Below are 15,186 nucleotides of genomic sequence, written 5' to 3'. Positions count from 1 at the left end.
CCCGCGCTAAATATCAAGAAGGACGAGTTAGAGGAAGGTCTTCTAATTATCGAAGACGTAGTTAAGAAAATTAACCTTACTTTCTAAATGTTCAGTTATAGTTGTCTAAATCAGTTTCTTATGAACAAGATCAAAGAAAGTATACTTACTGGAGAGATAAATCTGACTTACATAATTTAATTTGTATTTTTTCTGCTTTAATTAGATACTCCTTTTATACTGATGAGATTAAAACTCTCCATATTTTAATACTATAATAAGATCTACGGGCTACATTTCATATCAATCTTTTTTGATACCCGTCCTCGGGGTTTTTAAAAAGTAAAATCATATAAATTAAAAGAATTGAATTTCATTTTAAAAAATTATGATATTATATTAGAAAATTAGTTAAATTTCATAACTCTCGTAGGTGTTAAAAATGTCTGGAAATCCTAATGAGATAAAGCTAGTAAACAATGCTATGTCCAATGCTACCCGACGAAAGATAATGAACTTCTTATCAGCAGGAGACAAGAGTACCGAGGAAATTGGAGAGGAAGTAGGGAAGACCATGCTTGATTTCCACCTCAAACTTCTGCAACAGGCAAGCCTGATTGAGATTGAAGAAGGGACTGTAAAGCTAAGTGAGTATGGTAAGAATTTTCTGAAAGAAAAAGAAGATAAAAGTGCGGATAAAAATGCAGATCTTTCTCAGGCAAAACCTATAGAGATTACTGAAGTCAGACAGCTTTTGCCATGTATAGCAGACTCTTCGAAATTCAGAGTAATTGCAAATATGGCTCCTCCTCTAGTTGGAACTCTCAAGGTTCTTGAGCCTCTCTTTCCCAGAGGCAGGTATTCGGATAAAATAGGTGCTCTGATAATCCAAAAAGGAGAAGTTATTACAACTATTTATGGTACTGGAAAAGTTACTCTGACGATGATTAAAAGCGAGAGTGAGGCTAAAGAGGCGCTTGAAAAACTGCGGAGTACCATTAATGAGGCTATTGCAAAGGGCGTTGCTCCTGCTCCTAGGGAGAAGATTAGGGTTGAACCCATGGAGATCTACAAATATCTACCCCAGACTAATTGTGGCAAATGCGGTGAACAGAGCTGCTATACCTTTGCCATAAAGCTCATGAGCGGGGAAGTTTCTCTAGACAAATGTATACCGCTCAAAGAGCCCGAATATGCAATTAATTTGGAGCAACTGCAGGTTCTCAGTGCGTATGTTTGAGCATAATAATTTGAAGAACATTTCAGAGATTATCAAAAACTCGATTCACTAATATATCATATACATGCTAAATGAAACATAGCAAAGTAATTTTCAAGTCTCTGTAAAGTCTTCTACTGCTAAATAAATAAGCTATTTTAGAAGGCAACACTCACAGGTTTGTAATTATATAATATTAGTCGCCAAAGACTTTACAGAAACTACTCTAATTCACTAGGATCTAGGGTACAGGGACCAGTGGTACACTTTCCACAGCCATGCTGATTAAGTTCAGGGTAAGCTTTTTCTTCTTCTTGAAGCCGTATGAAGCACTTTTCTTTATCAAATCCATTTAGACTAAGAGCGCCGGATTGACATCTATCCACACAGACAAGGCATTTTTCTCCTCTTTTGTGTCTACAGAATTCTTCTTTCGGACGTGGAGTAGGAAGGATTTCAGCAGAAATCAGAAGAGATCCAATTCGGCCTGCACATCCAGCTCGTGTAATCAACATTTGGTTGACTCCAAAAGTGCCAAGTCCGGCAGCATAAGCGGCGCTCTTGTGAGACCATGAAACATCAAAACCGTTATTCTTGTAATCGAAAATAACTTTAGGCACGATTACTGTGACACCGTCTTTTGCCAGCTCAGTTTTAAGTTTTTCATTGATTTCTCTGATAAGATGAGAGGTATCTACACTAGCCTGAATAGATTCCTTTACCACACCAGATTTTAAATTCTGTTTCACAAGCTCTTTTTCAAACGGCAGGAAAAAAGTAACAGCGGTTTTTGCTTCAGGAAATATTTCTTTTGGGTGTAAATGATGTAGACCGACTATTTGTTTAATTTCGCTGAAAATTGGATCGTTAGTAGAAGCAAAACCGATTAGAGGCTCACGATATCTTGTCTCGGCACCTGAACTTACCACAGTGTTCTTTATTATGATCTCAATCTTGTTTTTCAGCTCCATGTTGGAATCTCCTCAAATATCATGATAAGCCACACAACCAAACTAGTTTTGTGAAATCTTAGACACCTCTAGAACGATTGCTGGGCCAAGTAACGCCATAGAAATGCCTAGGTGAAGGCATCTAATAAGTCTTAATCAGAAAATAAAATACTTGAAATCTAGATGGGTAAACGAAAGATTTTGGAGTAAACTGTTAACTTAATTCTTTCTGTTTTAACCTAAATCTGGCACATCTTCCTTAGAGAAGTGACAATTTAAAAGTTTTCCCATCAATCTTTTTTGATATTTGGTTTTTCGGTTTTTATAATATGACCTCATAAACTGATGAAAAGAGAAATACATAATCATTTACCATCATTTAAAATCCAGCACATTTAAATCTATCACAAGAGGCAAACCTGATGAAGTTAAAGGAAGGCACTGTAAGATTAAGCGAACATGTCAGGAAGTTCCTTAAGGATAAAATAGAAAAAGATGAAGAAAAAATTGTAGACCTCTCTCAGGCAAAACCTGTGGAAATCACTGAGATCAGAAAGCTCATGCCTTGCGTAGCAGATCCTTCAATGTCAAGAATAGTTGCAAATATGACTCCTCCATTAGGTGGAATCTTGAAAATTCTTGAGCCTCTTTTTCCTAGAAGCAGATATCTGGATAAAAAACGAAGTCTGATGATTCAAAAAGATGATATTATTATTACTATCTATAGTAGTGGGAAAGTTAGCATAGGAATGATAAAAAACGAGACTGAAGCTAACAAAGTACTTGAGGAACTCAGAAATACAATCAATGAAGCTATCAAAATAGGAGTAGTCCCAGCTCCAGGAGAAAAGCTCAAGACAGAGGTTATGGAGATATATAGGTACTTACCCCAGACCAATTGTGGTATATGCAAAGAGCAGGACTGCTATAGCTTTGCTGTAAAGCTCATAGCAGGAGAAGCTACCTTGGAGAAATGTAAGCTACTTAAAGAGGCAAAATATGCAGCCAATCAAGAACATCTACAGGTTTTAACTGCTTATATTTGAGCTATAGGTAATTAAAAGTACAAGCTGCATAACTGGAGATGCTACCGAAAATTATCTGACTAAATTGGGGAAATCAACATAAATTTTTGTTTTTTACTTCGAAATTTCCTGTCCTTCAAGACAGATCTAACGGTTTAATGTGTTCGTATCAATCTTTTTTGATATATGGTTTTCGGGTTTTTATGATATGATCTCATAATTAATCGCAGGAATAGTTTTGAAAAAGAGTTAGGCTTTACTCTTAAAATAGACTCACTGATCATGTAAATTAATACACGCGGAGTTCTATTTCAAGAGCACTGGGAGGTGTAAAATGTCAGGAGGTACGAGTGAGACAAAATCGGTGAATTTTGCTATGGGCAATAAGGTCCGAAGGAAAATAATAAACTTTCTTGCAAACAGCAATAGAGATATTGAGGAAATTGAAGGTTTAGTTGGGAAGAATACGCTTGATTTCCATCTAAATATTTTGAAAAATGCAGGCCTGATTGGGTTAGAAGAAAGAACTGTCATAATAAGCGAATATGGCAAGAACTTCTTGAAAGGTAAGAAAGAAAACGGTACTGAAGAAATTAAAGATCTCTCTCAGGCAAAGCCTGTGGAGATTGCAGAGATTCGACAGCTTTTGCCATGTATAGCAGATTCCACAAAATTCAGAGTAGTTGCAAATATGTCTCCTCCACTAGGCGGAATCTTGAAAATTCTTGAACCTATCTTTCCCAGAGGGAATTACTCGGATAAAAAAGATAGTCTCATAATTCAAAAAGGAGAAATCATTACAACTATTTATGGTAGTGGAAAAGTCGTCATGAGAATGGTTAAAAACGAAGATGAAGCTAGAGAAGAACTTGAAAACCTGAAAAACATTATCAATGAAACTATTAATAAAGGAGTAACTCCACCCCCTAGGGAAAAAGTCAGGGTAGAACTTATGGAGCTGTATAAATATCTGCCCCAGACCAACTGTCGTGAATGCGGCGAGCAGGGCTGTTACAGCTTCGCCATAAGGCTAATGGCAGGACAAATTACTCTTGATAAGTGCACACAACTTAAAGAGCCAGATTATGCAACCAATAGGGAGCATCTGGAATTTCTTACTACTTATATTTGATCACAATTACCAATGTATCATTAGTTGGAGGAAGCTTTGAAGACACTAACAATAGTACTCACTGATGGCCCGTACATCTCTGAGTACGCTGAAATTGCCTATAAACTCGCTGGAGCTGCACTTCAGCAGTATAAAGTAAATATATTCTTGTACCTGGATGCGGTGCATATCCCAAAAAAAAGCCAGAATCCGTCCTTCTTCACTAATGCAGGGCAACTTTTTTCCGGACTTGCGAAAAAAGGGGTCGTTATTCGAGCCTGTGCACGATGCGCCGGTGCAAGAGGCTACCTTCCAGAAGAAGAGGTTCTACAGGGAAATAACTGTAGAGATTATTTTCCTGGAGTAAGAATTACCAGCCTTTATGAGCTGTCGGAGATGTTGAGCAAAAGTGACAGAGTAATTTCACTTTCAAGATAAAGTTTTAACGATGAAACCCGATTTTTGGGAGGCTTAGATCCTATGAAATCAGTTTTCTATCTGCTGGATACAGCCCCATATGGCAGTGAAAAAGCTTTTGGAGCACTGAATGCAGCTGCAGTAAGCCTTGGTGAGATGGATGTGACTCTCGGCCTTTATGGCGATGGAGTTTATCTTGCGGTTGCAGGTCAAGACAGCAGAAAGCTTGGATTACCAAATCTTGCGGATATTCTTTATGCATACGGAGAGTTAAAAGTGCTTGTGAATGAACCCTCGCTGATCGAGAGATGCCTTTTCGGAGAAACTTTGATAGAAACCCTGGAACTGGCAGATGAAGAAGAATTTTTCGAAGCGATGGAAAGCTCAGACTGTGTCATCTCGTTTTAATGCTAACTGCTGATTATCTGTAGTCAGATGATAATATGAAACAAGAAAAATTAGATGTGTTTCTGCTGACAAAGCCTCCCTCCAGCCCAAGGTCAGAGTTATGTCTCAAATTAGCTGCCCGTGCAGGGAAAGCCAGAATCTATCTTGCAGGAGATGGGGTCTATCACCTGCTTGCCAGGATAGATGAACAACCAGAGTTCGAAATTTATGCATGTAAAGAAGACCTTGAGGCCAGAGCTATTAAGGCAGGGAAAAGGGTGACAGTATTGGATAACTTTTACTCCGATTTTATAGAGGATATAATGGAGCATTGTAAGCACGAGTATACATTTTAAATGTCTAATATTAATAAGTTGAGACTAATTCTTTGCTTTTTAGTTAAGAATGCCAGATTTTACTTCGCCAGATATACTTTCACTGCCTTCAAATTATTGGAAACAAATGTTGAACTGGATCGATTTTATGGTCGAATGTATCCCGAGCGAGATAATAAAAGAGCTGCAGTCTATATGCCAGTTACATGAGCAGGCAGTCTGTAACCATGATAAATGTAGGGAATTTAGCGAAAGCTTATCAGGACTTTTAGTCAGATTTGAGGATATGAAGTTCTATCGAACTGCTGACAGACTTATGAGTATTCTCTTAAACTGTCAGCCAAAAGAGGCTTCTCACTGTGAAAAAGCGAACCTCGTTGGAGAGATGATGAAGGAGATTGTAAAAGAGGCAAAAAATTCAGCTAAAATATGAGAACTAAAACCAACGAAATCTTCTCGCATCTCGAACATTCAGATCTCGAACATTCAGAAATCAGAATAAAGGATCAATCACAATGCTGATCTATCATCCTGGATGATAAAAAGATGGTAACAAACACGAGACCACAGGAAAAGAAGAAAATCCTTTTTCTGTCACCCATAACTCGGCTAGGTCACAGATGGCAGAAGGTCTTTTAAGAGCTATTTATGGAGATCGATACGAGGCTTACAGCGCCGGCATTGAAGCCACATCTGTCAATCCTTATGCTGTTGTAGTCATGAAGGAAATCGGCATTGACATCTCAAGTCAACGTTCCAAAACTCATCAGGAATTTCAGGATACGATATTTGACTTGGCAGTCACTGTCTGTGATCGAGCTAAAGTGGCCTGTCTTCGAAAAGGGAACTTTACTGAAAGCTCACTTGTTATGAAGCAACTTTGCTTGGTTAAGTATTTCAATAACTGCTCCATCCGCTAAGCGAAAGTAAGCCATTTTCCTTCTTTTCGTTCTTTGATCAGGCCCGCATTTTTCAATACTGAAAGATGAGAAACAGTCGATTGAGAATTGGAAAGAGCAATCGTTAGTTCGCAGGCACAGAGTTCTCCTTCCTTCAATAGTTTTAAAATCTTCAGACGATTTGTGTCTGCAAGAGCCTTAAAAACCCTTGTTTCCGAATTTAATGCTTCTTCGTCCAGCACATTTACCAGAGAACTGAACTTTTGAGTTCTTACTTCTAACTGATCCCGATAAAAAATAAAACGCTTCAATCTTTCGATTTCCACTTCACTCTTTCTTTTATTCGTATCTGATTTCTTTTCGGTTCCCATGAATTTACCTGCAGCAGCTACCTCCACCTTCTAAAGGGAGCAGCTTATTTTTGCTCTGTTCTTTTGACCAGCATTTTACACATAGTTTTATAGTTCCTAGGTCTACGTGATTGGCTCGGAGTAACGAATCGTCTTCTTTTCCGCAAATCGAGCACTTAAAATTCATTTCCAAGACCTCATAACAAAATTTTCCTCAGGATTGGAAACATCTCATATTCATATATACAGATATGATTATATTCGTTTCTCCTGCCAGTATGTTTCGTATTCTTTCAACACTGTGACTTTGAATTTCTCCAGTTATTCTTCAGAAATTTCATTTATCTTTGTAATGTTTCGAATAAGTTCTTCACGGTCTATATTCTCGGGAGTCTTGCCTGCAGCATTCTGTTTTTCGAATTCTTCATCCAATCCAGCAATTTCCATATCTTTATTGCCAACTTTTATCTTTCTGACACTTACAATAGAAGGCCCGCAACAGCAGCAACTTTTGTTATTTCCTGTGAGTTTTCCAAGCAAATTTTTTCCGAGTTTGCCCATCTAAGAAAGTCTCTTTTCAAAATAGATATAAATATATCAAGCAATATTGATATTTACATTTGTCGATATGGCTATAAAGGTAGCGATCACAATAAGTAGTATCTCAAAATAACCCTCGGAAGATTGCCAGATAAATGCATATCCGAAAAGACGAAACTGGCGGATTTTATGATTGACCATCTGGTTGTGGTTTCCAAATTAGAATTCAAAAGGAGCAAGGAAAGAAATATGAGGATTAAAAATAACTGAGATTCTTGAAAAAGATGTGAAGACGATTAAATACAAGTATCTCCTTTTCTCCAGATCATGAACAGTAAATTCAACTATTGGCTTTAGAAAAATATATATAGTTTCACATATTCAATGCATATTGATATGATTAATGAAGAAAATCTACAACTTTTTAAAGCCCTCAGTGAAGATACGAGATATAGAATTATCAAGGCTCTGATAGAATCTGAGTGCAAATGCTGTGAAAATAAACACGGTAATAAAGGAGAAATATGCGCCTGTGAAATTCCAGAAATCATTGGCAAAACTCAATCTAATACCTCAATGCATCTTGCAAAATTACAGGATTGGGGGATAATTAAAGTAAGAAAAGATGGGAAAAAGAGATTGTATTCTATACAAAACGAGAAAATCAGGAAAATTTTAAAAGTCCTTGAAGAGTAATATGCTGTACCACACAGGCAAAATTCAAGACTTATATTTATTAAAAAATATAAAATGATATAATAATTTTTCCGAGCTCTATGAAAAAAACAGTAACCTACCTAAATGAAATGATTTCCTTTGCTTTTCTTCGTGGTCAACGGAATATTTACCTTTAACTTATTATCTATTTACTGGAAGAAAGTTCTTTTTCCGTGAACGATGCATTTGTTACATCCGAATTTTCCAGAGATTCTTTCTCGATATTCCATCATTTATCACTCATTATTTAGCGAATTTGCAGATTTATTTTCAGGTAACAGAAAATCTGCACGCCAATAAAAATGTATTTGGTTCAAAATAATTAAAATATTCTCAGCCTAGGGGAATACTTATATAGAAATTGTGTATCAATATGTATTGATATATTTAAAGATTGAAGGAAATAATAAAACATAATGGAGGATCCAAAATGGTTGATATATTTTATCCTCTTCAATGGATTGCTGACAAACTGACGTATGATGTTTTTGGGATTGCACCTGATACACACCTCGCAGCCAGTGTCAATTTTATTATTTACGATGTAATGAAAATTTTTGTTCTTCTAGCTGTAATGATTTTTGTCGTTTCCTACATAAGAACCTATGTAACTCCGGAAAAAACACGAAAAGTGCTAGGAGGCAAAACAGGGCTGCAATATCATCTTTTAGCTTCCCTATTCGGAGCTGTCACACCTTTTTGTTCCTGTTCCTCAGTACCACTTTTTATTGGTTTCGTGGAAGCTGGAATCCCTCTTGGAGTGACTTTTTCCTTCCTTATTACTTCCCCCTTGGTAAACGAAGCTGCAGTTGCTGCACTGTGGGCTACCATTGGGCTTAAAGCAACCTTGATTTATACAGTGTCAGGTATTTTGCTTGGAGTCTTTGGTGGATACATAATAGGACTTCTGAAGATGGAAAAATATGTAGCTGATTTCGTTTACAAGATCAAAGTTGGGGATCAGAACAGAAAACCAGAAGCTCTGAGAATAAAGGAACGGTTTGCGATTGCCTTTGATAATGTTAAAGACATTGTGGAAAAAGTTTGGATTTATGTAATTGTCGGAGTTACTCTTGGAGGAATCTTTCATGGATATGCTCCCGAAGGTATACTTGCAGAATATGCAGGGAAGGATAATTTGCTTGCTGTTCCAATTGCGGTCGTTATAGGGGTTCCCCTATACTCAAACGTTATGGGTATGATCCCAATCGTGGAAAGCCTTATTGGAAAAGGGCTTCCAGTAGGCACTGCTCTAGCCTTCCTTATGGCAGTTACTGCGCTTTCGCTTCCTGAAATGATTATCCTGAAGAAGGTACTTAAAAAAGAGTTAATTGGAGCCTTTGTTTTAATTGTTACGGCATCTATTATCTTTACGGGATATCTATTCAACATTATTCTATGAGATTAATGTATCTATATGAAAAGACAGAAAAATGTCCAAATGATAAAACAAAATATGAGGTTAAAAAAATGAAAATTGAAATTCTTGGAACTGGTTGTTCAAAATGCAAGAAAACGAAAGAAAAGATTGAAAAAGTACTGAAGCAGAATGGTTTAGAAGCTGAAGTAATTAAAATTGAAGATATCGAACAAATTATGAACTATGGTGTTATGGTTACTCCTGCAGTTGTTATTGATGGAGAAGTAAAAGTTGCAGGTAAGGTTCCAGACGAAAAAGATATTCAGAAATGGATTACTCAATAAAAAAGAATAGTTCACGATTCAAATAATAGAAATAAAAAATAAGCTCATAAGGAGAATAAAGTTATGACAGAAGAGACAAAATGTGCATGCGGTTCAGCAAATGTTGCAATTTTTCCATGTGTTGGAGCTTCAAATGTAGGTCAGATTTCAAATAAAATAGCAATTGAACTCGAAAAACAAAACATTGGAAACCTGATGTGTACTGCAGGAATCGGAGCTAGAGCCCCAGGACTTATGAAATCTGCTGAGGCTTCAGACAGGATAATTGCAATTGATGGCTGCCCGGTTAACTGTGCAAGCAAAACTCTCGAACTTGCAGGTTTCAAAGTTGATAAGCATATTTTAATTTCGGAGTTAGGAATTAAAAAGAATAAAGACAAGAATCTCAAGGACAATGAAATCTCAGAAGCTCTCGAAAAAACCCTTAAGATATTGCAGTCTGATTAATCTAGGTCTCAATTAACATTTATTCACTGTTAAGGCTATTTATCTTAATAATCAAAACTTAAATGACCAGAATTAAGGGTGACAAATTGGCTGGATTTACCGTAAATTCCACTATCTGTGGATTTGTCCACAAAATTAGTGGAAGCAAAAAAGGAAGCAAAATTATTGTTGATATAGAAACCCCATGTGAAAAGATAAAGAAGTTCTCTCACATGGAAGTTCCTATGATGGAAATTCTGGATATCAAAAACAATTATGTTATCGATAGAGCTCAGGAAGCGCAATGCTCCTCAAATTGCCTTATACCCTGTGCAGTACTCAATCTCTGCAGAATGGAAAGCGGTTTCCTTGCAAAATCTCTAGTAAAAAAAGCAGGTAGCATCAGCATCGAGTTCAATGAAGTTTAAAAAAGGAAAAATTTACCTCCTTTTTTAATTTTCAATCTAATATTTCAAGAGGCAAACTCCCTTTAAGGGAAGAGAAAGTTTGAAACTATAATTCACTTGTAACAAAATTAGTTTTGGGCGGGTTCAGAAAATTATATTTTAAATTTTTTTAATTAGAAGCTGAAAACTTTGAATCTTATCCTTTTTTAAGTTTGGACATTACATTCTTTTTTACTTCAAATTCATATTTCTTCCAGCTGTGTTCATCAATTTCGGGCATGGAAAATTCCGGAGCTTCTCTTCTTTCTTTTCCGCTACAGGAATCTATTGCCTGCTGGATGACCAAAGGGTCGGTTGTCCCTACAAGGTCAATGACTTTAATTTCCCGGAGAAAACGGGAGATTGCAGTCGCTGGGATTTCATTAAGGTAAGGAATCACTCCTTCGGACCCGACAATCTTTTTTGACCCTCCGAAAGTCGAAACCCCATTTTCGACAAGTGCCAGCAGGGACTGTCCAGCAAAATGTTCACTTTCCTTCCCACAGACAATCAGGCAGCTGATGCGAGGGTTCGAAAGCACATTAACTATTATCTTCTCAATCCCAAAGTTTTCCGTAAAACAGGTTCCGCAGATGGCGTAGTTTCTCAAGTTCAGGTTTCGATAGTCAGAAGCAAGGGTTACTACTGCCACAGGAGATTTGAGGTCTTCTACTACATAATCGCCAGAAGTTATAGGCCATACCATGTAAAAGCTCCTTTTCTTAGTAATTCTTCATGTTAAATGGTTTTTAGTTCATTTATAAAGGACACTACAAAGACTTGTTTTCTTTATACATTATTGAAAATATAGAGACAAAGCAGTAGACTGAGAAATCAAAAACACTAAGCCTTCAACTTTTTAAAGATAATTAGAGTAAAGGTCTACTGCACTTTGTCTTCAAAGTTACAAGTTATAAAGTAAAAAAATCAGAGATCTTTTTATTTCCAAGCTTTAAGTTTTAAGCTCTCTGCAGGCAATCCATTATATTGTCTTTTGCTTATATCCAGATCTTCATTCAAAACTTCAATTAAAAACCCGGCTCCCTTTAAAAGCCTGAGATACTCTTCCTTAAGCAAGGCACCTGCAAGGCAGCTTGTGAGCAAGTTTTTGTCATTTTTCAGATCTTCAGGAAGCTCGGCCAGAAGAACCATGTCCGAAATGTACATTGCACCGCCTGGTTTCAAAACTCTAAAAGCTTCCTTAAAAACTTTTTCTTTATCTGGAGCAAGATTGATCACGCAATTACTGATAATAACATCCACTGATCCGCTCTCAACCGGAAGAGCTTCTATATCTCCTAGACGAAACTCGACATTGGTATAACCATATTTCTGGGCATTTTCCTGTGACTTTTCAACCATAGCCTGAGTCATATCAACTCCAATAACCTTCCCAGATTTTCCTACCTTCTGTGCAGCAAGGAAACAGTCAAACCCTGCACCTGAGCCAAGATCTAGTATAACGTCGCTTGGTTTTAATTCTGCAAAAGCTGTTGGATTTCCACAGCCAAGACCCAGATTTGCGTTCGGAACAGCGTTGATATCATTGTCAGAATAGCCAATGGATTTTGATAGATCTGACGCACTCGAATCACTACAACATCCACTCGAACAACAGGACCCGCCTACCATTGCTATTTTTCCGTATGTCTCTTTAATTACTTGCTTTTTTTCATTTGCATCCACAGTATCACCTTCCTTCTAATTCATTAGATCTTTACTGGCTTTTCACTACCCCGTTCTCAAATAATGCATTCTACTTGAACCTCAGTTACATGTAAATGTTAGGGTTAATTTGCTACATAATTAAGTTATACGAACTTTTTTATTGCTGATTTTCAAATTAATGCTGCAAATTACTGTTAAGTATACCTTCCTATGTTTATCTCTTTCTCACTTTCCTCTAGCTCTTTTGAAGAGTCTGATGACAAGTATCCTGCACCAATGCAAGGAGAATTTGGTTTCAGATGGTAATCATGTTTATTCTGGTTCACAAAGAGAGGTGGTCCCTCAATAATCAGTTGATATTTTCCAGAGTACTCACACATTCGCTTTTTGCTCTCGTTTTCTGCTTTGTGTACACTCAATTTCCTGTAAGCAGGTAAGCTTAGAGAACTATGCAACTTCGCAAAAAGACTCATAGAAAAAATATCAACCACTTACTAATGCACGACCTAAAGTTTGTATACATTTTAAAGGCCATAATTGATGGTCGAGCATTATCCCAAAAATATTAGATTAGTCCCGACCATTCACTGCCTTATTACTGTATTAAATCCAGTATCTTTTCACCTTTGATTTCATCTGCTTTCCATTCTATAACCGCAAAATTTCCATCAGTATGTTTGTCAACCCTGTTTATCCATTCAATTTCATTACTGGCCTTCGCCTTAAGTGTTTTATTCGTTGTCGCGGTTGCATATAAGCTAGCATTGATTATCCACCATTTGCTATTGATTCCTGCACGTTTCAGGTCCGATTCGAGCCTCATTGCTTCGTACACAGGTGTGGTTTCTGCTAATGTAATGATTAGAACTTCAGTTTCGTCAGCGTTTCTCAACCTAGGTAACAAGTTTTTAACCGATTCCGGGATATCACTTTGCAAACGACTGATTTCTCTATGATAACTCTGAGTTGAATCAAGAAGTAAAAGAGTATGCCCAGTGGGTGCTGTATCAATAACAACAACCTCATTTTTAGCCCTCTCAACAATTTGAGCAAATGCTCTAAAAACAGCAATTTCCTGTGTACAGGGCGACCTTAAATCTTCTTCAACATAGGCGATATCATCTTCACCCATCGTTTCCTTCGCTTTGGTGAGCACTTCTTCTTTGTATTTGGCAAGCTCTGCCTCTTCGTCGATCCTACTTATCGTTATATCATTACTTTCTTCAATAACGAATTTAATATGCGCTGCAGGATCTGTTGTTGTAAGATGAACTTTGACACCCTTCTGAGCCATACCTAATGCAATTGCTGCTGCAATTGTTGTTTTTCCTACTCCACCTTTACCCATGGTGAATATTACTTTTTTGCCAGAAGAATACAGATCATCTATAACATTTTTGAGTTTAGGAATCTGATTAGAATTAATCTTTTCATTGCTAATCTCATTATTATCCTGATGTAAGAATGTTCTTACATTATCTATGCCCGTGATATTATAAGCTCTAAGAGGAATTTCATAAGTCACAAAGTTTTTTAACCCAATAGGCATACTTTTTAAAGCTTCCTGTTGCTTGTTATGAAGGCTTAGAGATACGATATCATCATAGTTTTGCAGTATTCCGTTGATAATAAGGATTTGATTATTAACACCTAAATCCTGCAGTTCCTGTGAAGCCCTTTCAGCCTCTCTAAGAGGCTCTTTTTCTGGACGGGAAACAAGAATAAGAGTAGTCATATCTTTATTAGACAATGTTTCTACAGCTTGCTTATAAACTTCTTTTTTACTTTCAAGTCCGGAAAGCTGGCCTAAACAGGATGCTCCATGTGTACTTTCGCTTATGAAATTACTCCAGGCTGAAGGCAACTGCATTAATCGAAGAGTGTGACCGGTAGGGGCTGTATCAAAAATAATGCAGTCATATTCTTTTTCTGTCTTTTCATCGGTTATAAACGCTGAAAACTCATTAAACGCAGCGATTTCAACCGTACACGAACCGGAAAGCTGTTCCTCCATATTTTTAATTACCACCTCAGGCAGCTTTCCTCTATATGGTGCTACAACACTTTCTTTGTATTCTTGGGCAGCTTGTTCGGGATCAATATTGGCCACAATCAAATTTGGCACTTCTTTTATAGAAGCCCCTTTATTATTTAACTCGGTATTAAACACATCTTGCAAATTTGAGGCAGGATCAGTGCTGATCAGCAAAACTTTTTTCCCATTGTCCGCCAGAGTCACAGCAGTAGCACATGCAGTTGAAGTTTTCCCAACACCACCTTTGCCTGTAAAAAATAAATATTTAGTAAGTTTCATCTGTTCAGGATTAAATACTTTAAACAAAATAATCACCTAGATAGCTTAATCTGAGCAACATTTGTCGCCACAATCGCAGTCCTTCACCTCAAGCGTTTTCTTTGCTTTTAAATAACTTTCTGGTATATCCAAAAATTTAAGCAATTCATTGTTTGTAGGGTAACTTTTAGTTTTGACTACTTTACCGTCAACAACAGTCACAGGTAACACGTCAACTCCATCTCGGTTCAGCATTTCGCTTACAACCACATTATCTACAAAGGCCTGAGGATTATTGTTAAGATTATATCTTTCAACCTTTACACCGTTCTTTTCCAGATTGTTCAGAGCTGTTGATATCCTTAAAAGCTCGGGGTTAATTACGGGTCCACATAAGCCTGTGGAGCAACACATTGCAGGGTCAAAAATTATCATTTTCGTCATAAAATATCTCCTTTTATGTTATTTACACTGATATTCTCTTGGCTTGACTACTCATCTAACTTAAGTACATATTATACATTACATATCAGTATATGATTATATAACGATACACGATATGAGATATAAAAGTTATGAGTGCAAAAACTATTCAAAATCATTCCTATTGTAATTTAAGATTAAATTCACTCTCTTTCTATCATTTCCCAAAGTAATGATCAAAGAAACATACATTCAAATATACTGGAAATTCAGGAGTTGCCAAAAGGAGTGAAAGGA

At 36.9% G+C, this 15,186-nt stretch carries 21 protein-coding genes; 13 read left to right on the top strand and 8 right to left on the bottom strand.

Annotated elements, in window-relative coordinates; translation table 11 throughout:
- Positions 1-421: 421 nt before the first annotated feature.
- Positions 422-1,219 (top strand): (Fe-S)-binding protein, encoded by a 798-nt coding sequence (locus BP621_RS00180; protein ID WP_292386980.1) that lies wholly within the window; start codon positions 422-424, stop codon positions 1,217-1,219.
- Positions 1,220-1,419: 200 nt separating this feature from the next.
- On the opposite strand, the gene BP621_RS00175 is transcribed toward BP621_RS00180, so the two are convergent.
- Positions 1,420-2,169, bottom strand: coding sequence for an epoxyqueuosine reductase (locus tag BP621_RS00175; RefSeq protein ID WP_292386977.1), 750 nt, complete (start codon positions 2,167-2,169; stop codon positions 1,420-1,422).
- Between the two features lie 401 nt (positions 2,170-2,570).
- Here BP621_RS00175 and BP621_RS00170 point away from each other — a divergent pair, with 401 nt between their 5' ends.
- The 7 genes from BP621_RS00170 to BP621_RS00140 all read left to right on the top strand — a co-directional run bounded on the left by BP621_RS00170 (position 2,571) and on the right by BP621_RS00140 (position 6,343).
- Positions 2,571-3,194, top strand: a complete 624-nt coding sequence (locus tag BP621_RS00170; RefSeq protein WP_292386974.1) for a (Fe-S)-binding protein — start codon at positions 2,571-2,573, stop codon at positions 3,192-3,194.
- Between the two features lie 313 nt (positions 3,195-3,507).
- Positions 3,508-4,305, top strand: coding sequence for a (Fe-S)-binding protein (locus tag BP621_RS00165; RefSeq protein WP_292386972.1), 798 nt, complete (start codon positions 3,508-3,510; stop codon positions 4,303-4,305).
- 36 nt (positions 4,306-4,341) lie between these two features.
- Positions 4,342-4,722 carry a DsrE/DsrF/TusD sulfur relay family protein gene (locus BP621_RS00160; RefSeq protein ID WP_292386970.1) on the top strand — a complete coding sequence of 127 codons (381 nt, stop codon included), beginning with the start codon at positions 4,342-4,344 and terminating at the stop codon, positions 4,720-4,722.
- 42 nt (positions 4,723-4,764) lie between these two features.
- Positions 4,765-5,109, top strand: coding sequence for a DsrE family protein (locus tag BP621_RS00155; protein ID WP_292386967.1), 345 nt, complete (start codon positions 4,765-4,767; stop codon positions 5,107-5,109).
- Between the two features lie 35 nt (positions 5,110-5,144).
- Positions 5,145-5,444, top strand: a complete 300-nt coding sequence (tusB, locus tag BP621_RS00150) for a sulfurtransferase complex subunit TusB (protein ID WP_292386965.1) — start codon at positions 5,145-5,147, stop codon at positions 5,442-5,444.
- Between the two features lie 49 nt (positions 5,445-5,493).
- Positions 5,494-5,856, top strand: coding sequence for a hypothetical protein (locus BP621_RS00145; RefSeq protein WP_292386962.1), 363 nt, complete (start codon positions 5,494-5,496; stop codon positions 5,854-5,856).
- A 187-nt stretch (positions 5,857-6,043) separates the two neighbouring features.
- Positions 6,044-6,343, top strand: a complete 300-nt coding sequence (locus BP621_RS00140) for an arsenate reductase ArsC (RefSeq protein ID WP_292386959.1) — start codon at positions 6,044-6,046, stop codon at positions 6,341-6,343.
- Here the strand turns inward: BP621_RS00140 and BP621_RS00135 are convergent.
- The gene (locus tag BP621_RS00135; RefSeq protein WP_292386956.1) at positions 6,340-6,693 is read right to left on the bottom strand and encodes an ArsR/SmtB family transcription factor; all 354 of its coding nucleotides are present in this window, start codon (positions 6,691-6,693) and stop codon (positions 6,340-6,342) included. The genes BP621_RS00140 and BP621_RS00135 overlap by 4 nt on opposite strands.
- A gap of 300 nt (positions 6,694-6,993) precedes the next feature.
- Complete coding sequence (locus BP621_RS00130; RefSeq protein ID WP_292386954.1) at positions 6,994-7,233, bottom strand: hypothetical protein; 240 nt, start codon at positions 7,231-7,233, stop codon at positions 6,994-6,996.
- 375 nt (positions 7,234-7,608) lie between these two features.
- Here BP621_RS00130 and BP621_RS00125 point away from each other — a divergent pair, with 375 nt between their 5' ends.
- The 5 genes from BP621_RS00125 to BP621_RS00105 all read left to right on the top strand — a co-directional run bounded on the left by BP621_RS00125 (position 7,609) and on the right by BP621_RS00105 (position 10,487).
- Positions 7,609-7,908: an ArsR/SmtB family transcription factor gene (locus BP621_RS00125; RefSeq protein ID WP_292386951.1), complete on the top strand. Its 300-nt coding sequence runs from the start codon at positions 7,609-7,611 to the stop codon at positions 7,906-7,908.
- A gap of 451 nt (positions 7,909-8,359) precedes the next feature.
- Positions 8,360-9,331: a permease gene (locus BP621_RS00120; RefSeq protein WP_292386948.1), complete on the top strand. Its 972-nt coding sequence runs from the start codon at positions 8,360-8,362 to the stop codon at positions 9,329-9,331.
- Between the two features lie 68 nt (positions 9,332-9,399).
- Positions 9,400-9,633 (top strand): thioredoxin family protein, encoded by a 234-nt coding sequence (locus tag BP621_RS00115; RefSeq protein ID WP_349682027.1) that lies wholly within the window; start codon positions 9,400-9,402, stop codon positions 9,631-9,633.
- Positions 9,634-9,696: 63 nt separating this feature from the next.
- Entirely contained in the window at positions 9,697-10,080 is a 384-nt protein-coding gene (locus tag BP621_RS00110) for a putative zinc-binding protein (protein WP_292386946.1), read from the top strand.
- Positions 10,081-10,166: 86 nt separating this feature from the next.
- A complete protein-coding gene (locus BP621_RS00105; RefSeq protein ID WP_292386988.1) occupies positions 10,167-10,487 on the top strand; it encodes a DUF6951 family protein in 321 nt (106 codons plus the stop codon).
- Positions 10,488-10,662: 175 nt separating this feature from the next.
- Here the strand turns inward: BP621_RS00105 and BP621_RS00100 are convergent, their stop codons facing one another.
- The 5 genes from BP621_RS00100 to arsD all read right to left on the bottom strand — a co-directional run bounded on the left by BP621_RS00100 (position 10,663) and on the right by arsD (position 14,910).
- Positions 10,663-11,211: a tetrahydromethanopterin S-methyltransferase subunit A gene (locus tag BP621_RS00100; protein ID WP_394339270.1), complete on the bottom strand. Its 549-nt coding sequence runs from the start codon at positions 11,209-11,211 to the stop codon at positions 10,663-10,665.
- A gap of 233 nt (positions 11,212-11,444) precedes the next feature.
- Positions 11,445-12,191 (bottom strand): arsenite methyltransferase, encoded by a 747-nt coding sequence (locus tag BP621_RS00095; protein WP_292386944.1) that lies wholly within the window; start codon positions 12,189-12,191, stop codon positions 11,445-11,447.
- A 176-nt stretch (positions 12,192-12,367) separates the two neighbouring features.
- Positions 12,368-12,592, bottom strand: a complete 225-nt coding sequence (locus BP621_RS00090; RefSeq protein ID WP_292386942.1) for a hypothetical protein — start codon at positions 12,590-12,592, stop codon at positions 12,368-12,370.
- A gap of 176 nt (positions 12,593-12,768) precedes the next feature.
- Positions 12,769-14,487: an arsenical pump-driving ATPase gene (arsA, locus tag BP621_RS00085; protein WP_349682026.1), complete on the bottom strand. Its 1,719-nt coding sequence runs from the start codon at positions 14,485-14,487 to the stop codon at positions 12,769-12,771.
- A 45-nt stretch (positions 14,488-14,532) separates the two neighbouring features.
- Entirely contained in the window at positions 14,533-14,910 is a 378-nt protein-coding gene (arsD, locus tag BP621_RS00080; protein WP_292386937.1) for an arsenite efflux transporter metallochaperone ArsD, read from the bottom strand.
- Positions 14,911-15,186: the final 276 nt, after the last annotated feature.

Source organism: Methanosarcina sp. UBA5 (assembly GCF_002505485.1).
In the GTDB taxonomy this organism is placed as follows: Archaea; Halobacteriota; Methanosarcinia; order Methanosarcinales; family Methanosarcinaceae; genus Methanosarcina.
Note: the sequence above shows the minus strand (reverse complement) of the source record. Positions and strands in the feature narration are given on the sequence as shown.